At 33.9% G+C, this 20,571-nt stretch carries 28 protein-coding genes and 4 pseudogenes; 4 read left to right on the forward strand and 28 right to left on the reverse strand.

Annotated elements, in window-relative coordinates; all coding sequences use genetic code 11:
• Positions 1–399: 399 nt before the first annotated feature.
• The 13 genes and pseudogenes from DVW83_RS12795 to relB form a co-directional block, all read right to left on the reverse strand.
• The gene (locus tag DVW83_RS12795; protein WP_104660829.1) at positions 400–762 is read right to left on the reverse strand and encodes an LMxysn_1693 family intestinal colonization protein; all 363 of its coding nucleotides are present in this window, start codon (positions 760–762) and stop codon (positions 400–402) included.
• A 97-nt stretch (positions 763–859) separates the two neighbouring features.
• On the reverse strand, positions 860–1,396 hold the full coding sequence (locus tag DVW83_RS12800; RefSeq protein WP_104660828.1) for an EF0163 family protein: 537 nt from the start codon (positions 1,394–1,396) through the stop codon (positions 860–862).
• Entirely contained in the window at positions 1,393–1,623 is a 231-nt protein-coding gene (locus DVW83_RS12805) for a hypothetical protein (RefSeq protein ID WP_104660827.1), read from the reverse strand. The genes DVW83_RS12800 and DVW83_RS12805 overlap by 4 nt, the downstream gene beginning before the upstream one ends.
• Positions 1,624–1,635: 12 nt before the next feature.
• Positions 1,636–2,670: pseudogene (locus tag DVW83_RS12810) on the reverse strand (phage tail tip lysozyme).
• A gap of 116 nt (positions 2,671–2,786) precedes the next feature.
• A pseudogene (locus DVW83_RS12815) lies at positions 2,787–3,109 on the reverse strand (ATP-binding protein); the annotation flags it as partial.
• 20 nt (positions 3,110–3,129) lie between these two features.
• Entirely contained in the window at positions 3,130–3,519 is a 390-nt protein-coding gene (locus tag DVW83_RS12820; RefSeq protein ID WP_104660855.1) for a TcpE family conjugal transfer membrane protein, read from the reverse strand.
• 9 nt (positions 3,520–3,528) lie between these two features.
• Positions 3,529–3,753, reverse strand: coding sequence for a hypothetical protein (locus DVW83_RS12825; RefSeq protein ID WP_104660854.1), 225 nt, complete (start codon positions 3,751–3,753; stop codon positions 3,529–3,531).
• Positions 3,671–3,928, reverse strand: coding sequence for a conjugal transfer protein (locus tag DVW83_RS16015; protein WP_318155812.1), 258 nt, complete (start codon positions 3,926–3,928; stop codon positions 3,671–3,673). Before DVW83_RS16015 ends, DVW83_RS12825 begins: the two co-directional genes overlap by 83 nt.
• Positions 3,846–4,430: pseudogene (locus tag DVW83_RS16020) on the reverse strand (conjugal transfer protein). The gene DVW83_RS16015 and the pseudogene DVW83_RS16020 overlap by 83 nt, the downstream one beginning before the upstream one ends.
• Before the next feature lie 6 nt (positions 4,431–4,436).
• The gene (locus tag DVW83_RS16025; RefSeq protein ID WP_308666321.1) at positions 4,437–4,571 is read right to left on the reverse strand and encodes a hypothetical protein; all 135 of its coding nucleotides are present in this window, start codon (positions 4,569–4,571) and stop codon (positions 4,437–4,439) included.
• Positions 4,564–4,722 (reverse strand): hypothetical protein, encoded by a 159-nt coding sequence (locus DVW83_RS16030; protein WP_308666319.1) that lies wholly within the window; start codon positions 4,720–4,722, stop codon positions 4,564–4,566. The genes DVW83_RS16025 and DVW83_RS16030 overlap by 8 nt, the downstream gene beginning before the upstream one ends.
• Positions 4,723–4,838: 116 nt before the next feature.
• Positions 4,839–5,105: a type II toxin-antitoxin system RelE family toxin gene (locus DVW83_RS12835; protein WP_104660853.1), complete on the reverse strand. Its 267-nt coding sequence runs from the start codon at positions 5,103–5,105 to the stop codon at positions 4,839–4,841.
• Positions 5,102–5,332 carry a type II toxin-antitoxin system RelB family antitoxin gene (gene relB, locus DVW83_RS12840; protein WP_104660852.1) on the reverse strand — a complete coding sequence of 77 codons (231 nt, stop codon included), beginning with the start codon at positions 5,330–5,332 and terminating at the stop codon, positions 5,102–5,104. The genes DVW83_RS12835 and relB overlap by 4 nt, the downstream gene beginning before the upstream one ends.
• 216 nt (positions 5,333–5,548) lie before the next feature.
• Here relB and comI point away from each other — a divergent pair, with 216 nt between their 5' ends.
• On the forward strand, positions 5,549–5,695 hold the full coding sequence (gene comI, locus DVW83_RS12845) for a competence inhibitor ComI (RefSeq protein WP_104660851.1): 147 nt from the start codon (positions 5,549–5,551) through the stop codon (positions 5,693–5,695).
• 165 nt (positions 5,696–5,860) lie between these two features.
• Here comI and DVW83_RS15685 read toward each other — a convergent pair.
• The 7 genes and pseudogenes from DVW83_RS15685 to DVW83_RS12880 form a co-directional block, all read right to left on the reverse strand.
• Positions 5,861–8,956 (reverse strand): annotated as a pseudogene (locus DVW83_RS15685) (SpaA isopeptide-forming pilin-related protein).
• Between the two features lie 121 nt (positions 8,957–9,077).
• Positions 9,078–10,373: a hypothetical protein gene (locus tag DVW83_RS12855; protein WP_104660850.1), complete on the reverse strand. Its 1,296-nt coding sequence runs from the start codon at positions 10,371–10,373 to the stop codon at positions 9,078–9,080.
• Positions 10,374–10,451: 78 nt separating this feature from the next.
• Complete coding sequence (locus tag DVW83_RS12860) at positions 10,452–10,829, reverse strand: hypothetical protein (RefSeq protein WP_104660849.1); 378 nt, start codon at positions 10,827–10,829, stop codon at positions 10,452–10,454.
• Positions 10,796–11,395 carry a hypothetical protein gene (locus tag DVW83_RS12865; RefSeq protein WP_104660848.1) on the reverse strand — a complete coding sequence of 200 codons (600 nt, stop codon included), beginning with the start codon at positions 11,393–11,395 and terminating at the stop codon, positions 10,796–10,798. Before DVW83_RS12865 ends, DVW83_RS12860 begins: the two co-directional genes overlap by 34 nt.
• A gap of 2 nt (positions 11,396–11,397) precedes the next feature.
• A complete protein-coding gene (locus tag DVW83_RS12870) occupies positions 11,398–11,853 on the reverse strand; it encodes a hypothetical protein (protein ID WP_224784434.1) in 456 nt (151 codons plus the stop codon).
• Entirely contained in the window at positions 11,837–12,445 is a 609-nt protein-coding gene (locus DVW83_RS12875; RefSeq protein WP_104660846.1) for a hypothetical protein, read from the reverse strand. Before DVW83_RS12875 ends, DVW83_RS12870 begins: the two co-directional genes overlap by 17 nt.
• Positions 12,446–12,472: 27 nt before the next feature.
• Positions 12,473–13,660 carry an XRE family transcriptional regulator gene (locus DVW83_RS12880; protein WP_123862884.1) on the reverse strand — a complete coding sequence of 396 codons (1,188 nt, stop codon included), beginning with the start codon at positions 13,658–13,660 and terminating at the stop codon, positions 12,473–12,475.
• A 345-nt stretch (positions 13,661–14,005) separates the two neighbouring features.
• Here DVW83_RS12880 and DVW83_RS12885 point away from each other — a divergent pair, with 345 nt between their 5' ends.
• Positions 14,006–14,638, forward strand: coding sequence for a hypothetical protein (locus DVW83_RS12885; protein ID WP_104660845.1), 633 nt, complete (start codon positions 14,006–14,008; stop codon positions 14,636–14,638).
• Positions 14,639–14,685: 47 nt separating this feature from the next.
• On the opposite strand, the gene DVW83_RS12890 is transcribed toward DVW83_RS12885, so the two are convergent.
• From DVW83_RS12890 to DVW83_RS12920, 8 genes are all read right to left on the reverse strand, one after another.
• Positions 14,686–16,065 carry an FtsK/SpoIIIE domain-containing protein gene (locus tag DVW83_RS12890; RefSeq protein ID WP_104660844.1) on the reverse strand — a complete coding sequence of 460 codons (1,380 nt, stop codon included), beginning with the start codon at positions 16,063–16,065 and terminating at the stop codon, positions 14,686–14,688.
• A gap of 46 nt (positions 16,066–16,111) precedes the next feature.
• A complete protein-coding gene (locus tag DVW83_RS16160; protein ID WP_396001576.1) occupies positions 16,112–16,267 on the reverse strand; it encodes a DUF6906 family protein in 156 nt (51 codons plus the stop codon).
• Positions 16,197–16,529: a DUF3850 domain-containing protein gene (locus tag DVW83_RS12895; protein WP_104660843.1), complete on the reverse strand. Its 333-nt coding sequence runs from the start codon at positions 16,527–16,529 to the stop codon at positions 16,197–16,199. The genes DVW83_RS16160 and DVW83_RS12895 overlap by 71 nt, the downstream gene beginning before the upstream one ends.
• On the reverse strand, positions 16,526–16,909 hold the full coding sequence (locus DVW83_RS12900) for a DUF961 family protein (RefSeq protein ID WP_104660842.1): 384 nt from the start codon (positions 16,907–16,909) through the stop codon (positions 16,526–16,528). Before DVW83_RS12900 ends, DVW83_RS12895 begins: the two co-directional genes overlap by 4 nt.
• 13 nt (positions 16,910–16,922) lie before the next feature.
• Positions 16,923–17,240, reverse strand: coding sequence for a DUF961 family protein (locus DVW83_RS12905; protein ID WP_081181985.1), 318 nt, complete (start codon positions 17,238–17,240; stop codon positions 16,923–16,925).
• Positions 17,241–17,310: 70 nt separating this feature from the next.
• A complete protein-coding gene (locus DVW83_RS12910; RefSeq protein WP_104660840.1) occupies positions 17,311–17,682 on the reverse strand; it encodes a HepT-like ribonuclease domain-containing protein in 372 nt (123 codons plus the stop codon).
• Entirely contained in the window at positions 17,672–17,998 is a 327-nt protein-coding gene (locus DVW83_RS12915) for a nucleotidyltransferase family protein (protein WP_104660839.1), read from the reverse strand. The genes DVW83_RS12910 and DVW83_RS12915 overlap by 11 nt, the downstream gene beginning before the upstream one ends.
• Positions 17,999–18,253: 255 nt before the next feature.
• Positions 18,254–18,478: a hypothetical protein gene (locus tag DVW83_RS12920; protein ID WP_104660838.1), complete on the reverse strand. Its 225-nt coding sequence runs from the start codon at positions 18,476–18,478 to the stop codon at positions 18,254–18,256.
• A gap of 796 nt (positions 18,479–19,274) precedes the next feature.
• Here DVW83_RS12920 and DVW83_RS12925 point away from each other — a divergent pair.
• Both DVW83_RS12925 and DVW83_RS12930 read left to right on the forward strand, forming a co-directional pair.
• Complete coding sequence (locus tag DVW83_RS12925; protein WP_104660837.1) at positions 19,275–19,655, forward strand: helix-turn-helix domain-containing protein; 381 nt, start codon at positions 19,275–19,277, stop codon at positions 19,653–19,655.
• A 93-nt stretch (positions 19,656–19,748) separates the two neighbouring features.
• Positions 19,749–20,243 carry an ImmA/IrrE family metallo-endopeptidase gene (locus DVW83_RS12930; RefSeq protein WP_238699424.1) on the forward strand — a complete coding sequence of 165 codons (495 nt, stop codon included), beginning with the start codon at positions 19,749–19,751 and terminating at the stop codon, positions 20,241–20,243.
• The last annotated feature ends 328 nt before the right edge of the window (positions 20,244–20,571 follow it).

A 20,571-nucleotide genomic window follows, 5' to 3' on the forward strand; every position in this document is an offset into this window, starting at 1 on the left:
GAAAATATATTAAGTTTGATCAATGAGAGACCGGTAAAACATTGTATAGTATTTTACACAGGATTATGGACTTGACTAAAATTAAAATTAATGAAATAATTACTAACTTAATGCATTTAAAAAAATTGATTTTTTTTAAATCATTTAATAATACTTTACGAAAAAGAATACTTCCCAATAAAAGAAAGAAAGCACCCAATAGAAATTGGTCGTTATCGTAAAAGATTAACAAACGTGTGCCAAAAATTAAAGCTATATAGTAAAAATAAGTAAATGATATAACATAAATTACTTTTTTACACCCATATAAGCATCACTCCTGTTTTGCTACTGCGCAATATCTTCGTACCAAGTTAAATTATTTGTATGTGTTACAGTGCCAATTTTTTTATTTGCGTATCAATCATACTTATCGTATCTGGAGGTCACCCTCCCGGTAGCTTTATATCTTTTTGCTTTCATTGAAGTAGATATCTCACGTCCTAATTCTAAAGATAATTTTGCAGGACCTATCACTCCTTCTATTTTACCTTTAATCCATGTTTTTGTCCCCTTGTTTATTGTTCCTACGAATGTTCTACCTGTTTGCTGATAACTTATAATTTTACCATTTTTGTACAAATAACCACTTGCTGAACGAGATAATAACTCTGAAGGGCTTTCCCCTATTACCACACTTTGTTCCGCATTTACTACTGAAGGAAAAGATAATACTACTACAAAAAAAGAACAAACCAAACTATATACCCATATTTTTTTCATTTTCCTTTCTAAATACAGATACCTTATTTTATAATGAGAGCGAATTCTCCAATGATCTATTTTTTCGTAAAAAATAAAAAATAGATCATCTAATCTATCAATACTCCTGCTTCAACGTAATATAAGTCATCTCCGCAATCTTTCCACCTTCCACTTTTGCCAATAACAAGATTCGAATTGGTGATCCGTTTTGAATACAGTCTAGTAAAACAGCGTATTCTTCTTGATCGTTTCGGTATATGGACGTCACCTTTCCTTCACTTCCCAAAGCATTCCCAGTCTCAACTTCGATTCCGTTCATTTGAATACATTCTTCTGTCATCAGTTCTTTTAGTTTTTCATTTCGATGATTGAGATTTCTAAAATTGGCATGGGCATCTCCATATTTTTGCAATAGTTGAGTATGGTCTTCTTTTTCTTTTGACTCCTCCATTTGCTTTCTCTCTTCTTGTTTTTCTTGTTGAGTTGTTGATTCAGTTGAACCAATTTTCTCTGTTTTACTCGAATTTACGGCTTCCATGAGTTGCACATCTGCTGTAGTAGTTGTGTCTTCTTTTGTTACTTCTCGGACACACCCACTTAAAAGAAGGATTCCACAAATGAAGCCAGTAAAAAGAAGGATTTTTTTCCTCATTGATCTCCCTGCTTTCGTTGGTTAATCGGTACTCTGACCATTGCTTTAGCATAGACAATCTGCGAAGCTCTTCCTGATGAAAATTTTATTTTGTACTCTTTATTTTTCACTGTAACTAAATACCCATCTTCAAATCGATGGATGGCAAATTCATTTCTCTGGCAGTTAAATTTCTCACAAATTAACTTGTTTTGTCTTCTTGTTAAGCCTGAATGTATAAGTAACATTTTGATTCTCCTTTATTTTTTTCTAACGATACTTGCAACTTTTGTAAATTCTCTTCCCCATTGTCGGCTATATCTAGCACAAATTTGTCCTTGCTCAGCATTTTGTTCATAAGTAGTAAACTGTTGTTCACTTTCTACACTCGCTATAATCCCAGTATGCCCATAAACGCCTGGCGAAAGATTTTGCCCAGCGTACCAATTGATCACATCGCCTGGTTTGATCTCTGAAGGGCTTGAATCAAAAATGACTTCTCAGCCATAGCTTTCCCAATCGTAATCACTGCCAATCAATTCCGCGTACATAAGTCCGCTTCCCATCATTTGGGGTCCTCCTAGCTTTTGGACATAATAAGCGGTTAATCCGTAACACTGTCCACCATTGATCGTTTGGCCTAGAACAGTTTCTAGTACATCGATTTTTCCTTCACCAATATTGGCAGAACCGCCACCTAAAGAACCTGTTGTTAAACGTTTATACCAATTATTCACACTAGTTTTTCGTTTCAGTTGTTCCAATGGATCATCTTTTGTTCCAGCACGTTCCCAATATTTCAGAATATCGACTGCCAAAGAATTGATATCTGTTCCTTGCGACATTCGTTTCAACAACTCACTATCAGAACCATCATGATACCAAGCAAAATCTAATTGAAACGAAACCGTGCGCCAATCTTTCTTTTCTTCTTACGATTTGGTCAGTAGGTTGACACGTCGGCCATAATCCCATTGTGATAAACCCATCGCATAGCCATCAACAGAAGGATTGAATACCCACACCGCATTAAATGCTAGATCGCTTTGGATACGAGAAGGAATCAGTCCACTTTCATGTTTCATATTTCCGATCCAAGCTGCCGCAAATTCTCTTGTCCCTCCCTTTTCTAGAACAAAGTCAAAAACTTCTAATGCTACTTGTTCTTGAGGCGTAGCGGGTTCAAAATCTGAAGCATCACCATTTTGATTGGCAGAAAAGACCACCAGAAATAATAAGAAGGGCAACAAAATTAGAAAGGGAGTAACTATAACTACATACGCAATTTTTTTCATTTTTCACCACTTTCTTTAAAAATAAAAAAGGGATTGTGACAAAAATCTTGTCGCAATCCCTTTTCTCGAATAAACGGTGTTTCAGAAGTAGCTTCTGTCACAACCGCCCTTATTCATCCATTTTCGGTTTCTAAAGCAACTGCTGTTTTCATTAGTTTGTCTATGGCTACCGCATAATTTTCTGGATCAACCAATAACCGCATCGCTCCCATTTTCCCTCTGATATCCGCATTAAAAGGTAACAGATTAATCTCAAATGCTTCACTGTTTTTTAGTCGTTTCAGAACACGAGCCACTTTTTTCTTCGTTTTTTGTTTCTTCTCTATATCCGTTAGCATAACCGTTTCCGAACGAATTCGATAATAAGCAATCACAGATTTCTCTGGTGTTAGAATCATATTTTTATGCGTATCTTCCAACAATGATATTCTAGTTGTATGTCATTTTCCTTTCTATTTTTTATCTTCTAAATGAAAATTCGGTTGTTTCTTGCACTCTCTCAAAACCTATCGTTGGACGTTGATCAATCACATAATTATTTAAATACACGAGAAAATCTTTTACGTAGATATTCGCTGTTTTACCATCTAATTCTGTTTCTACATACCAACGAGCAATTTTATTGGGAAAGTAAAGCATGCATAAAAAATTAAAATTAATATTGAAAATTGTTGGTAATGGCATTTTCTGCCAAAAAAAGCCAACTATCATCAACCCTAAAATAAGTGTAATTAGATAGGCTAGGTTTAGTAGTTGTGCAAACATCCACAATGTTTTTCCTTTTGGCGAGCGGATCACTTGAATCAAATAGGTCGCTTTGAGTCCACGAGCGTAATCATAATGATTCATTCTTATCCCTCACATTTGAATGCCAAACAAGTGAAGGAACCATTTGATTACGTAAAAAATATTGCTTCCTTGATTTGTGGCAAAATCATTCAAAATCAATGCAATCAAAATAACCGAACCAATTTTCAACCACTCTGCCCCTCGCCAGTGTTTAAAGATCAACAAGATCACTGCAAAACTTAACAATGTTATAAAACCTGAACTCATAAAACTTTCTAAATTGGAGACGCTCATAATTTAATTTCCTTCCTTTTTCTGTAAAATAATGTTTTAACGTATTCACAAAATATGAATTTTCTGTTTGGGATAACCACAGAGAAAAATCTTCAGTATATGCAATTCCAGTGATTTGATCGACAAATACTACCGATACTTGTACCCCTTGTACGCCTTTTTGATTCGTTTTTATTGAATTCTAAAAACTCCATATGATCGATGGTATCGATTGGTTTTTTCATCAATAACAGCAATTCTTGTTTCTTAGCTGTGGCATACTTTTCAAAAAACAGCTTCAAGAATTTTTCCGTCTTTGCTTTTTCATCCGTTGACACTTCTGCTTATTCGTCGACTGGTTCTAGGGCTTTTGTTTTCCCTTGTGGTAAAGTAGTCGCTAGAAAATAAGGCCGACTGACAATGGAGAAAAGCTAATCTTTTGCTTGAATCGGTAACACCATTTCTTTGCTTATCATTTCTACTTTGTCCTTTTGTTTCACTTCATAGGTCGTATAGACATAAACCAAGAGACACTCCTCTTCTTCTACTACTTTCGTTACTGAAGCTTCCTTAAATTTACGCACGATCTCTAACTGTTTATTATTCGATTCATTCACCGCATCAACATCTATTGAAAGATATTTAGCTAATCGCTCTAAACGTTCATTCTTTTGGTCTTCATCTATCGCAGTATCCATATTCAACTATTCTTTCGCAAAACTAGTGGCATAAAAAGTAAGCGCAGCATAGTCACAGGTGGCACTCGTTTTCATTGGTTCATTGGCTGATTCAGATAATTTGCGAACTTGACCATCTAATTGATCAAAGTTACTAGCCACTACATTTGCTCAAATCACGCCTATTGCTGAAGTGCCAATAAGTAAACAGATTCCCGTCAAAACAATTTTGTTTGCTTTTTTCTGAGAGAGTTTTTTTTACTTGCGGACGTTTCTCTTTTTTCTCTTTTTTCTTGATCTTTTTTAAATTCATGGTTCCTCCTAGCAATTTTCTACGTTTTATTCATAAAAAAAATCTAGCTAAATCTCTCAATTCAAGAGTTTTAACTAGATTTCATCTATTATTTTTTTATAAAAAGAAATAGTCTCTTAATCATAGACATTTCTTCGGTGTCCCACTTGAATAGCAATGACAATCATTTGATTATCTTCTATTTCTACCAACACTCGATATTTACCAATACGATAACGCCATTGCCCTGAACGATTGGCTGTCAACCCTTTCCCGAATTTTCTCGGGTCATCAACGCCATCAATATGTTGATACAGCCATCGAACAATCAATGTAGCTTGATATTTGTCCATTTTACGAAGTTGTTTCTGAATTTCAGGCGTGAATTCTAAACGATAAGTCACTTTAGTCCTCCAAATTCATTCAGTATTTCTTTCATGGATACAGTTGGCTTCCCACTTTCTATCCAATGTTTATGGGCAATTTCAGCTGTTTGTCGATCATATTCATCTTCTAATTGTTCCATTGAATAGGTTTTTAATAGTTCAGATAAAGTAATTCCATAAAATTCCGCCATATAAGAAAGCCATTCTTTTTCAGCATCACTCACACGTACCGTAATCATAGCCATGTTATCGCCTCCGTTCGTATCACATTGTAATACAGGTTAATCAAACTGTCAATTCTTATGTCATTTATTTTTGGCTATTTTAACATTTCTAGACAAAAAAATAGATCTAGTTATACTTGAGTTTTCAAGTTGATAACTAGATCTATTTGCTATAATTATTATTAGACAGTAAAGTTTAATGACGGTGGCTATCCATTCGAAAGTGAGGTGGTGCTTATGCCCATAATCTCAGACTTTAGAGAAAGGAGACGCTTTTTGTCTGTTGAAACAGCGTTAGGGCTAATGATTAGTTTCGGTTCGTTTACCACAACGTTGATCTTTGGCATCCTAACCTTAGTCAACAAAAATGACAAAAAGAAGTAACCGTCACTTTAGCGAGTCAATTAGTTACTTCTTTTTGATCTAACTATTAAATTTGCCACCGTCTTTAGCGGTACTGTCAAAAGGGAACTGTTGACGCAGTTCCTTTTTCATACTTATTATAGCATGTGTCGAATTTTTCGTATAGTTAAATATACGTCCATTTAACTATACGTGCGATCCCTTAAATTTATTGAACCAGATTAAAGCAACTAAAATGACTAGCGAACCACCAAATATCACGCCAAGCATCGTTTGCACACTTCCTGTTTTCGGTAATTCTTGTGGTACTTCTTCTTTTTTCTCAGGTTGCTTTTCTTCTGGTTTTTTTGGTTGTTCTGGTGTTTTGAAGGTAACGGTCTGGTCTTTATTTGTTAAATCGTCTTCTCGCCCTATTTCATTTTCTTGTGCTTCTTCATAATACAAGATATGCGTGGCTGTTAATTGTTCCCCATCTTTTAATGTATTTGCTTTCAAATTGAGAGAAACTTCAAACACATCCTCTTTGCTTTTCACAGTATAGGTAGACGTGTCTTCAATGATCACTTTTCCTGTTTTTGTATTTTTATATTGTGTAAAAACAGTGTATGTGTGTGTCCAATTTCAAGGGCTTCTCCTTTAACCCATACTACGTCTTTCAAGCGATTGTCAATGGTTGAATCAAGTGTTTTTTCGCCATTTACATGGCTAAATAAAGAGGTTAATTGTAATTGTTCCCGTTCGTTATACACTTCTAGCACGATCAATTCGCCATCTTTTTCAACGGTCACAGAAAAATCAAGTACTTCTTCTAAAGGTAAATACCCTTCAAGTGGTTCCTATTCCACAAATTTATATTTTCCATAAAGGAGTCCTTCAATCGTTATCTCGCCTGCTTAATCGGTCAGGTATTCATCCACTAAGTTTTGTGAATTTTCACCTGCTTCGTCTGTTTCCAATTGGTACAAATTAAATGGAACATTGGCTAATGGTTGCTCATTTAACCGATCACGCTTGATCAATTGGATCGTTTGACGGGCTAAACGATTGGGAACTTCTAGACGAATCAACGCTCCTGCATCTTCTTCTGTCACACTAAAAATGGGTTCTTCTAATGGTACATAACCTTCTGGTGCTTTGATTTCATGCAGTTCATAGCGATCCGTTCCCCATGGCAAGCTTTCCGTTGTGACGATTTCACCTTTCTCATTGGTCTCAAACACATCTGTGCTTTTCGTATCATTTGGGCAAACCATTGAAACAAAGTCACCTTCACCAGCATTTACCCACGTATCAAAGATTTTAAACTGCGCACCTGCATAAGGTATGTTCTCCCCTGTCTCTTCAGCCACTTTGACAATGTGAAGACGAGATTCGATAATTTTATCTTCTAACAAGAAGAAATGGGTATACCCTTCTTCAGTAATTGTTACTTCAACGGGCTCGATCAATAAATAGCCGTCCACACCTTTTGTCTCTTCGATGGTATACGTATCATATGGGAGATTTTCAAATTTGAAATACCCATTCTTACCAGTCACTTGAACATATTTTTTCCAGTTGCATGAGAAGTTGCAGTTAATTCCACGCCTTCTAACGGTGGTTTCACGTCCTTGCGACCATTTGAAAACAAGTTGAAAGTCTCAAATACTGTTTGAGGAATCAATGGGCGTGAACCAAATTTATAACCTTCAATATTTCCTTTAATGACATGATCCCTCACCGTTTTACTGTGCAATGCTATGATTTCATTTTGTCCAGCATACGTCAAATTAACTGTATATTTATTAGAATCAATGTTATATCCTTCTGGCGCTTTGATTTCTTGTAAAGTGTATGTGCCTAGCTTCAAACCTTTTAATTCTGCTTGTACAGTACCATTCACATCCTGCATCGTGAGTTTACCAACCGAAACTCCATTTTTATTAACTCATAAACAGCCCCTTATGGCGTACTTCCTGTTTCTTCATCCTCTTTAATTACTTTGATATTTGCTAATTGTTCTTTATTATCTTTCGTAATAGTGGTGGTTTCATTGACTTTAATGGTTAGCGTTAGTGGTGTTGAATTCAATACATAACCATTTGGGGCTTTGATTTCTTGAATCGTTACTTTTGTATCAACTAACAAATCATTCCATGTAGCATATCCATCTGCTCCAGTAGTAATTTCTTTTGTTTGTCCAGCTGACGTGGTGAAACGAAAAACGGCACCTGCTAGTGGTTGTTTGGTCGTTTCATCTACCTTGCGTACACGAGCATTGCCGTTTTTTTGAACATTTACATTGATATGAACAAAACTTGGATCATTAAATTTTCCAACAAGTACGTTTTGAGTGTATGGATGTGTTAAAACAATAGGAACACCTCTATAACTATTACTGATATTATATTGAAAGCTAACTCTTCCAGTCTGATTAGAATTATTGTTGGCAGTAATTTTTAATTGATTACCACTTTTATTAATTATCACACCTGCATTATTCACTAACGGTGTATCTGAATAATTTGAAAATGATCCATTTGTATCAGTTAATGTGACACTTTCCCCCACTTTTAAATTCACTGTTTTTCGATCAAATGAAGGTTTTGTATAGAATTTATTCACATTTGCCATAACATTTGATTTAAAGGCTTGATAATCTGCCATGGAAAATTCACCTGAAATACTCGTCGGTGAAATTCCTTGTTGTTCCCATGCTAAAAGTTGGGTCATCAACTCTTTATGAAGCGTATGTCCTGTTAAGACTATTCCATAATATTTAATGAGTGAGATACGTTTCATTAAATCGGTATCTTGAAGAACAGTGGTATAGCCACCGTTTTCTCCTACATTAACAGCCATACCTTGTTCAATACATAGTGCAATTTCATTATTCACTCGCTTACCATACCAACCATACTCTCGATTGCCACTTGATAAGTGAATATCAATATTGGAGATATGGGCATTAGGATCAACATAAACGACACTATTTCCTCCTCTGAGAAGAGAACTGAACCCTAACGCATTATTGATTGAAGCAGTAGTATAGTTTTCAGCTGTTGTAGTATAAAGTTTGCCGTCTTCGCCCTTAATTAGTTTATTTTCTTTTAAAAAATTCGTTAACTTTTCTTTTTCACCTAATTGCACATCATTATCTGTTTCTTCTTGTTGCTTACTCGTTTCTGTTACTTGATCTGAATCAATGGTTGTCGTCACTGCATGTACTGTTTGACTAAGAAACGAACCAAGTAACATTCCGATAATGAACCAAATTCTTAACTTTATTTGATATTTTTTCATATGTTCCTCCATTTTTATTTGATTACATAAGAAAAAGCCCTTCAAAAAAAGAAGGACTACGACAACAACTATTCATTTCAGTTCACCTCATAAAAAAAGAAGACGAATGATCATCTTCTTGTTAATACAATTCTAAATAATATTTTTCTGTACCATCTGACCAATACTCCGTATAGACTCCATACCCACTTCCGCCATCTATACCATGCTTTTCACCCGCTTTAGCAGCTGCTTCATACGTTGCATAGTACGTACCACTTCCAGTGTAAGGATTCAGTGCATATGGCTTTTCTGGCGCTGGTGGTGTTGGATTTGTATTTCCGTCAGAAGACCCTCCTATACTTCCACCTGAACTTGATCCTCCAGTATTACTACCAGTTGAAGCATCACCTGTATTATTAGAAGAGCCATTTCCTCCACTATTGTTTGTAGTACTACTATCATTCGTTGTATTTGTAGCAGGGATAGATGGTTGAACTATTGGCGTTTCAACGATTGGTTGCGCTTCTGTTGATTGTGTTACTGGAACACTTTGAACCTCTTGAGCTTGTTTCAAAGCTTGTTTTTCCGCTGTTTCTGCTTGACGTTTCGCTTCTTCGACTTGTATTTCTGCTTCGAGCTTCTGTTTATACGCTTCGTCTTCTTGCACTTTTACTTCAATCGTTTTTAAAACATCTGTAAAAGACTCTTTTGCTTTTTGATTTTTGATCTGTTCTACTTCTTTTTTCGTTGATTCATAGTTTTCTCTTGTTACTTTGTCTGTCAAAATTCCATCTTTATACAGATCATTCATCATTTTTTTAACTTTATCAATTTGTGCCAACTGTTTTTGGGCAATTTCAATCCCATAATTAATTGCCAATTCAAATTTTTTGGTAGCCTCTTTTTCATCTACTTTTTGCAATGTGGCTTTTTTTACTTCATTCAGTTTTTCTGTGGATAGGTCATCAATAATGACAACCTCTTTATTTTCAGTTCCTTCTTTCAAATAAGAAGATTGAAACAAATCATTCACTGCTACTTGTGCATTGAACTTCTGTTGGATCATTTTTACTTCATCTTGTAAAAATGACAAATTATTGACGTTAAATTGGTACTTTTTTTGGTCAGTTTTACGTAAATGTTCAATTTTTTTATTAAATACTTGACCAACTTCTGATAATTTATTTACTTTTTCCATTAAACTATCTATTTTTTCTTGGGAAATTTCCACATTTAAAAATTGTTTATCCTCACCAAAGTAAAGCGTATTCATTTGTTTTTTTATTTCTTTCACCAACTGACTATTCTCTCCTTGACCACTAACAATCGCTTCTACTTTTTTACTGTAATTCGATTCATTGACAGTAAATAGCCCAATACTAATCACAAGTAAACTTGTCGCACCAATAATTCCCCAACGGACTTTTTTATTCATCTCTTTTCTCCCTTTATTTTCGTTTTTTTCATCGTATCACGCATGCCTTCTAATAAGTTTTACAATTAGTTTAAATCACTATTGTTTCTTCAAAAAATGAAATTTTTTTATCTTTCGTAAAATAATGGTTCGATCTACATTCTCACAATAAAGCTTGATCCGTTGTGGCGGCATATTTTTATAAAAATAAGAAGCTTTATAAAAACTGTATAAATACTTTAGAAACACTCCATGATCGTTTTTGTTACAGAGTGCTTCAATAATTAGATACGTATGTTTTGATAATCTACGTTCATAACAAATATCGACAAACGGTTGAAACGGTAAATCTGGACGTTTCAACCGTTCTTTCACTTGTTCATAAATCTCATAATCTTTTTGATTTGGACTGGCAGTAAACACATTAAACCCATAATCACGTTTTAAAATGACAGAAATCGATTCAGAAAATGGCATATATCATTTAACCCCTTCCGCTCTTTTCTTAATGACTGAATCAATGGGTCTTCTAAGAAAGTTCGTTTTAGTTTTTCATAGCCTAATCGTTGAATGGTTGGATTGATTGAAATACGTTCCTGTTCGTAACCTTGCAAATATTCATTATTTTCTTCATAATAATTTTTTGCTCGATTAGCTTCGTATTTTTGCACAAAAAAAAGATCCTGTTCTGCAAATACAAGACCCGTTAACAACTTTTCAGTTTTTAACCTTTCAAGATAACGATAAACAAAATTATCTAGTGAAAGAAATCCTTTTTCTGGTTGAAATATTTCCAATCGTTCGACACCAAATTCCGTCACTTTTCTTTGTAGAAAAGCATAATCTGGTTCTCTACGATTTTGATCATAAAATATATAAAAAGAAGTTTCTGCTTTTCTCATTTCTGCTCGTAGCATTGTTTTTATTTTTTTCGATTCAAAATCTGCAAAAGTCATTTCACCTAAAATATGACGGATCATTTCTTCATAGCGGTAGAGATATTCCCCTAATTTGATAGGTTCACCAAGTTGTTCAAAAACCAAGTTTATTTACCTTCCTCTATGCCCAAACTCCATCCATATTCTTCCCATGTTTCTCGTAAAAGCTCTTCGTAGCGCAAATCAAGAATTTGACGAAATCTCTTCATCAAATAGGAACGATATTCACGCAAACTCATACAGCCATATTCAACTTGCATATCGTCTTTGTATTTGGAAACTCTATCCTTCCAGTAATCTTCCAACTGTCTATAAAAAACTACATAATTTCTTTCGAAAACCGTTGGAAGATCGATATGTTCACTAGTAAGTCCTTTTTTGCTTAAATCATTCCAAAACTTATCTTCATGTTCAGACATTTCTAACTCAAAAATTTCTTCAGCCATCAGTTCAATTCTTTCTTGTACGTCCCTCATTTTCTCTCTCCTATTCTTTGTTTTATTTGGTTTAAGCCACGCTACAATATTTTCATATTTGATCCACCTATCAGACAGCAATTTCATTGTCTTTGATTTCCCATTCAAACCATTCTGAAAAGTCTTGTTTAAATCCGTTTACGCTATATTTTTCTTGTAAAGCAGCTTCTTCATCATCTCTTGGATCTAAATAGGTTGGTTTGTCTTTTGGTCTGGCATACACCCCGATCCAGGTTTCATAGTCACCTTCAAAACAGCTATCTGCAATGTAACCTTTAATCGCTAATATCTCTCGAACTTTTCTTTGTAATTCGGTACTTTTTTCAGGTATATAATCTTTGAATCTCTCTATAAAATCTTGAAAATCAGCTGATATACGAGAAAACACTTTTTTCTTTTCTAAATATTTGTACCAATGGTCTTTATCAGGCATTATTCCCTCAGCTTCATAAACTACATGTAAAGTCCTCAATCTTTGATATTCTTTGTTTCGTTTTTCAATTTCCTCCCAGCATTTTTTTGAGGTTGTTTCAATTTTAGGAATAGTTAATAGCCCATTTTCAGCCAATTCTTGAATATTTTTTTTAGTACTTTTTAAAAGCTCAATCGTATTAACCAATTCCTCGTGTTCCATTGTGCACCGTTTTGTAACTTGTCTGATCGCTTCTCTTGTAACCATTATTCACTCCTTTTCATTGTTAGTTTTTTATGCAACAAGCATTTTTTGAATGGAAGTCGTTTGAACTTCAATCATGTGTAAATGCTTGTCACTTAATTCTGCTTCATCAATAATTTCCCAAGTTTCTTCTGTATCATTACAATCGTCTACTTCCAGAAGCATTTTCACAGTAGGTGCCACCGTTCTCTTAAACCAATTTTTAGAACGTTCATAAAGTTTCTCATTAGGCTCTGTAACTAATTTCACATTTTCTACACCACCAATAAAATGCTGCCATTTTTTATTGACGGGCCAATACTTTCGGGATACATCTGGTCGTTTATCCGTAAAGCAAAGATAATCATTTAAAATACCAAGAAGCAAATCTGATAACATACCACTTTCGACATAACGAGTAATCGCATCCATTGCTCGTTCGTCTTTAAATCGTAACTCGTAACGATTTTTAATTGGTACATCTTCTACAGGAATCCCCAGTTTTTTGGCTTGTTCATAGTTTTTTTGATAAAACGCAATGTAAAATAAACTTTTCTTTGAACCTAAATAGATTGAAACACCCCCTCTTTTTTTCTTTGAAATTGAACCTGAACCGTTAAATTCATATACTTCAAATCGTGAGATCAATTCTTGTCGCTCAATTTTATTTAGTAAAACAGGAATTTTTAAATACTCTCTATAATCATTGATTGCTAAATCCACTCTTGTAAATTTTGCTCTATAATCAAAACAAGCATAAAAAAAGTCAAACCAGGTCCGTCCTTGTGCTCCAAGAAACGCTTCAAACTGACGACAACCTTGTCCTGATAACTGAATCAAAATTCCTCGATCATCATTTTTCTTTGAATAAAGAACTTGTAAATAATCTAATTGATACCCTCCCACATAACCATATAAGTGACTAGAAGTTTCTACAAAAAATTCTTTTTTGATTTTCAAAACCTCATTGAAAATTTTTTCTACATTGTGGAAAGGAAAACTTATACGCAGGTAATCAATAATACTTTCTAACGGCTCATGTTCTTCTTTTGTTGCAAGAAAATTATAAATTTCTGTCATTTTTTCTTCTGACGGCACGCTCTCGCCACTTTCGATCTTACCGATCGTTTTACGTGATAAACCGACCTTTTTACCAAACTCCGTTTGGGTCATTTTCAACTTCTTTCGAGAAGTCTGAATACTTTTTCCAATTTCACTTAATCCTTCAAGCTTTGACAATCAAAACCACTTCCCAAAATCACACTTTTTTTCGAGCTCCATGGGAACTAACAAAATCCTTATATACCAATGGTTTCATTACTACTTTTTTATCATTTTACATCTTCATTACCCCCCTGTTAGAATACGGGGGTTCCAGAGGTGTTGGGCGGAGCACAGCTCCACCCAACACCTCAAAAAGCCTAACGGCGCCTCCTCTGCTAGCGCAGTGGCGCCTGCTACGGTTGCACAGCAACCTAAGCCACGCCTTTTTTCCCCATATGTTTGAATAAGCTAGTTTATTTAAATTATAACGCTTATAATATGGAGGGATCATAATAATTTTACTAATGAAAGGAAAACAAAATGGATCAAACTTCTTTAACTAAATTTATTTCTTCATTCGGAGAACCAATTTTTTTGTCTTTAAGCATTCTCTTCAACATTTATCAGTTTCATACTAATCGCAAAGAAAAAAGCTCTTCAGAAATTGCTGAAAAAGTTATAAACCATTTCTTTATCCCTTTTCAAAATTCTTTAGGTATGAATTTATACAAAAAAATTACAAATCAAAACTGGGAAGAAATAAGAACGATATTGATAACTTTTAAAGAAAAAATTGATAACTCAAAAGAAACTTATTATTTGTCTGATAATATTTTACTTTCAATCAATCTGTTAACTCCTTATCTAAAATTAACTAGTTTAAATAAAAAAGATTTTAAGAATTTAAACAAATACTTCCAAAAATTCTCAAAAAATTATTTAAAAGAACATTGTTATTTCCGTAAAATATTACATTTGCCAATTAAAGGAGCTCTCCATCGCTTACAATTTAAATTATATGGAACACATTGGAACTATCTAGCTTTAGTTTCTAAACTTGCTTTCATAGTGTTTATATTTATTATTATTTCCCCTCTATACTTTACTATTATTTTCTATATTGCAAATTGGGTGGAAAAGATTGCTTATTTTATCTTAAATGATCTCCATTAACTTTTACATTTCATTGTTTTAAATAAAAAATGGTATTCTTTTAGTATTCACTTCTTAATATCAAAATCAAATACAATCATCTTTTCATAGGTTTTAAAATACTCTAAAAAGTTAAAGGTCGGCGGTACAAATGGCGTATAAAACTCTCTCACTACGCCTTCTCCCTCCTCCTCTTTTGCACCACCTCCTGTATCAATATAACCACGACCTTTGATTTTTTTATTAAAGAACGCTTTATTCTTATTCTCATCGCCATAAACCATGTAGTAAGCCACTTGTGCTAGAATTCCTACGGTTACTTTACATATGAGATTATCTCTAACACCAGCCGGAAAATCTGCAGCATCTGGTCTTTGAGTAGCTAAAACAAGAAAAATTCCTGCTTGTCTAGCTTTCAATACTAATTGTTGAACCGCAACATCCACTCTGTCTCTTACTCGATAATCCAAAGAAGTGTAAAAAGCTTTCCACTCATCGAAGATAATAAAGTGTGGAGGAATATCATAATAGGCATAATTTTTCCCTGATTGATAGTTGGGTAAAGCTTTCATATACTTAAACCGTTTATCCATCAACTTCACGCCATTTTCTAAACAGCGAATCATCGTTTCTCCTGAACCATAATGGACATGTCCTTTAAATACAGGTAGATCGCTTAAATCCGCTAAGTCAGCATTCTTAGGATCACAAATATCAATGGTTCCCACATCTAACATGGCTTTAATCAGCGAATAGAGAAAGTAAGTTTTCCCTCCGCCTGTTCCTCCAGCAACTAGCATATGTGGTGCAGAATCGTAGTTCCAGTAGACACCTTCCATTAATTTAATTGATCCATCTTTTGCTATTACATCTTTGATCTCAATTCTTTTACCAATAACATCTGTCATAAATCCATAAGTCACAAAGCCAAAATCACGTTCTTCTGAAACAAGATCAGCCATAAACATTTCTTCTAGCTTTTTCCCTAGTTGTAAAAACCGATCGTGGTGCTGTCCCCCATCTAATGGTAAAGTTACCTGAGTAATGTGTTTCTTTTTCTTCACATAGACTTTGGGAAACTTTTCCGTTGGTTTCTTACCTGCTTGTTTTGCTTCTTTTTTGATCGTAAACCCGGCTAATTTCAGCATATCCGCAATAGCGTTATAGTATCTAACCGATAAAAAATACCCCCCTTTCAGTTGCGACATACGCATCAACATGAAGACGAATAAGTTTGCTAGGATTAGCCATGGAAAAACGACAAAAGCTGGTAAAATCAATTGTTGTAGATCGGTTAATTTCATTACTAAAGGATAAATCCAGTAATAACCTAAAAAACCTAACGGAACTGAAAAAGGAAAGAGCAGCAAGAAGTGGTGAATCAACCAAAAATGTAAGTGAAACTTTCTGATTCTTCTCCCTCTATATTTAAAAATCTCTTTTAACATGTCATGAAAATACTTCCTTTCAAACCATTTATTTTTTCTTTCATGCTTACTCAATCGCTAATACACGCCTTGTTCCGGTATACCTATGAATGATCACGACTTTATTCTCAAACTTCCGTTCAATGAACCAATTATAGGGACTCAAGTGTTTTTTCAATAGAGCTTCTTTTATTTTTCGAGTAGTTTTTTTCAGTTTCTTCAAATGAATTCTCCTTTTCGTTTATTTTTTTAAAACTAAATACAACAAAATTTTCTTTTTGTTCATAATCCGTAAGGTAAGTGATGACTGCAATTATTTCTTTTCCTGTGTAACTGCCTAAACGATCTACCTCCTGCAAAATGATTTGATCACCCACCTCATATTTCCGATCATTGTAGCGAATTTCAAAAGTTTTTAAACCTTTAAAAACTGCAGAAAAATATTGAGACTTTATTTTTAGATGATGTGTATTCTTTTTTGTCATACTTTATTTTCTACTGACACTTTTTTCTTAGTTTCTTCTAACTTGCTATGATTCACTTTTACAATGTCGTCTGCGACAATTTTCAAATAATTATCCGTACGTCTCCCTTGTCGAAAAGAATAATATTCAATTCTCGGATTGATCAATTGGACGGTATCACCAAAATGAAAAGCTTTCTTTTCAACTGAAATATCAATACTAATCACTTCTTCTGATAACTGACGTTCTGATTGCACTACATATCGGCTTTGTGTTGATACCAATTCCCCTTCTTCATCTTCTTTTCGTTTGTCTTCTTTCATTCTCAAGAATTTTAAACGACCAAACGATTTTTCAATATCTAACGCAATTCCTTGATTTAACTCATTCATTTTTGCCATTGTACACTCTCCTTTAGTTTACTTTTTCGATTTCTCTTACTTTGATCATCCAACCTGAAACTGCTCCAGAATCGCCTGCAGCTTGGGAAAAAGGCTCACACCTTACCTCTTTTAACACCACTTCATCCCCATAATTCAATTTTAAAACCGATGAATTTCCCCGAGTAGGTAAAATCACTTCAATCGTTTCCTGCTGTTTTACTGACAGTAAGGCATGATAATGACCGACTACTTTACGAGCGCCATTCACGTACTCCGCATATTCATCTTTTCGACCCACATACTCTAATTTTCCAAAGGTTTCCTTTGGCTCTGCAATTGCAAATTCCATCATTTTTTCCTCTTTTCTGCTAGTTTTTGATATAAAAAATAGCCACTCTTAAATACTAAGCGACTCGCTTTTAAAAAATTTCATTTTGTAAAATGTTGATTTCATGACGGCAAAATTCTGCATAAACTGGTGTAAAGACTGTTGCAAACTGCCACATATACCGTTTATTGATATTGCTATAAGCATGTGCAAATAAATTACGGATGGCTTTCAATTTATACCAGTTCACCTGGTCATTAGTTCGTTCTTTAAATTCATCTGTTAGTTTATTTGCCATTTCTCCGACTTGCATTAACGACATACTGACGGCATGAAAAAACACTCGATCGTGTGTAAAAACTTCATAGTTTCTACCAAAACGATTGAGTGTTAATTCAATATCTTCACAATAAATAAGCATTCCTTTTAAAATACGCAAATCTTCTTCTATTTTATTTTTCAAATATTTTTATTCGCTCCTTCATCATTTTTTCTAGAAATTGTTTTTGACATTCGGTTAACTTAGGTTGGGACAATGCTTCCATTTCTACTAAATCAATTTCATGCTCCACTGCTTCTTTTAATTCCTCAAAAAATTCACCATAAAGTACCCAGTAATTTGATTCAGGCATTCCTTTTGTTTCTACTAAAAAATCAATATCACTTTCATTTGTCGCTTCATTTCTTGCATATGAACCAAAAATATAAACAATAGGAATCTGATATTTTTCAGCCACTGGTTTTACCCGCTCTTGAATTTCTTCTACAGTAAAAAGCATATTAAAGCACTCCCTTCTACAATCATAGTAACACCATTATAGGTGATTGCTTTTATACAGGCAATTTTATAAGGATTGTTTCTATTCTAAATTCGTCTTTTACTCCCCTTTTAAACAATTGACCTCATTTTCAGAATCTACTCACATCCCTCATTAATTTTTTTGATTCGCTTCACTTTGATGATCCACATCTTGAAAACTTCTTTATAGTAGTGGACTATTAAACTATTTTTTGTAAATGAATATTGTTTTATTTCAGTCTCTAATATATTTTTGAATGGCTTCTTGGATCGTCAACGCTGGAAATGAATTTATTCCTTCAACAGTTTCCCTTCCGGAATAATATGGTACTAACTGCCCTTGGTTAGTTACTAAAATATCAAAAGCTTGTTTGCTGTCTGGATGATAAAAACAATAAATGGTATCAAGAGGATGTTCATCTAAACACCACCCGTCAATTTCTATCTTTTCATCATTCATTGATTTTATTATTTATCGATTCTATTATTCATCGTAGTAGAATGTGCAGAACCTGCTAACAACAGTCTAAAAGTTCGCTTGCGCTATGAAATAGACTATCATCCATTCATTTCCTAGAATCATCTTTCAACGGCTAACGATTTCTCGTATCACGGCACGTTAGATAGACCTATGACATACGGTGTACAACACTCCTCCTTTTACTAAGCTTCGACATACCTTTTTACTTGATATGTTTCAGCAACCACTCCCAACCTGTCCTCACGACATTGTTATAGGAAGACATCAGATCGTTCAAAAATAGACACCCTTCAATTATCAAGCGGAAATTACTCCTATATTTTCAATGCCCTACCACATAAATGTAGTCAAAACGGAAAACCTAGTCCTTGATAAAAGCTAGAAACCTTCTATTTCAATTGATCATTAGCATGGCTCTACTTAAAGATTCCATTGCCACCTTGTGCGCCATTCATCGGCTGGCACACGCCACCTCAACAAGACTTATAACCGTAAAGGAAAATATCCTTCTTGTATTATTCCGTTAAATCGCTTAAAATAAATTTATCTAGGATTTATCTTAAGTGTTTGCGGAACAGAAATTTATTTTCTTCTCGTGAACGCTTTTTTGTTTATTTTTTTATTAGATAATCCGAAATAAATCTTAATAGTTCTATTTCAAATCTCCACATTTGTAGTATATAGTTCTAAAAAAGAAATGTCAATATTTATTTTAGATTTTTATAAAGATTTATTTTGAATCCATGATAAACTATATTAAATCAGTAAATTGAAGGTGATTGATATTAAAACATATGAACGTTTAAAACATCTACGTGAAAGTAAAGATTTAACACAAAAAGAGCTTGCTGACGCCCTACACATCGATAGAAGTGTGTACAATAAGATCGAAGCTGGTATACGACCAATAAGAGATAATGAATTGATTAAATTCGCTGATTTCTTTAAAGTTTCCACAGACTATTTAACGAACAGAACATCCGACCCTACTCCTCCGGAAAAAGGCGAGATACATTCTGGTGATAGCATCCTCTCTCATTTCAGATTGAATACTTCTGATATGGATAGTGAGGCTGTTGAAGAGATAGAGGAAGAAATAAATGAGTATATGGATTTTTTAATCCAGCGAGCAAAAGCAAAAAAAGAAAAGAAATAAACTTCAAGATTCATTTCTAAATTAAATTTAGACTGCTCATTATAAAAGATAGACTAACAAATAAATACAAAAATATTTCTGGAGATTATTACATTGACTTTCATTAATGAAGAACTTTATTTTGAAGCATCCGAACTTGCAAATGAACTCTCTTATGAAGTTAGCAACTACTTTTCGAAAAAAATCGAACGTGTAAAATGCTATGACATTGAGCGTTATGTTCAAGAAGTCGAAAATGTTGAGTTTGTGGAATATGAATTCAAAAATAACTTAAGTAAGTTAATGTTAGGCTCAGTTAATAAAATTCAGGATGAAATTATCATTACCACTAATAAAAATTTAATGCTCGAACGTAAAAACTTTACAAAAATGCATGAGATTATTCACTTCTATAGGGATGTTCCCTATCTTAGTGAGTCTCATGCATTTTTTGAGTCTATTATAGAAGGTGAATATATAGATAAAGATCTACCACGTGAATACAGAGCAAATGTAGGTGCCAGCATTCTCATGGCGAATGATCAAGCGCTCCCTTACGCATTAAAAAAGTTCAGAAACTTTGACGAAGTAGCCAACTACTTTTTATGAGTAAAGCAGCCTTACGAAAAAGAATCCTCCAGTACCTAGAATTTACTGGAGGATATACATCTGATGAAGCGTATAAGTTATTTAAAAATTATTACTATATAAATGGACAGGAATTAATAAAGCATTTGTAATAAGACTGGCATGGATCATTTTTAAAATAGTTATTTTCAATTTAATGAGTATAGCTCCACGTCTTAGTAAAAACATAATACTACAATATAGGAAAGATAAAAATTTAAACTACTCTGTAAGATAAAGTCCATATAATTGTGTAAAAGATAAAAGGCCATGTAACAGCCCTTTTACGGTACAATGTTTTTAACCACAA

It is taken from the genome of Enterococcus sp. VV15 (assembly GCF_005236045.1).
GTDB classification, from domain to species: Bacteria; Bacillota; Bacilli; order Lactobacillales; family Enterococcaceae; genus Enterococcus_B; species Enterococcus_B durans.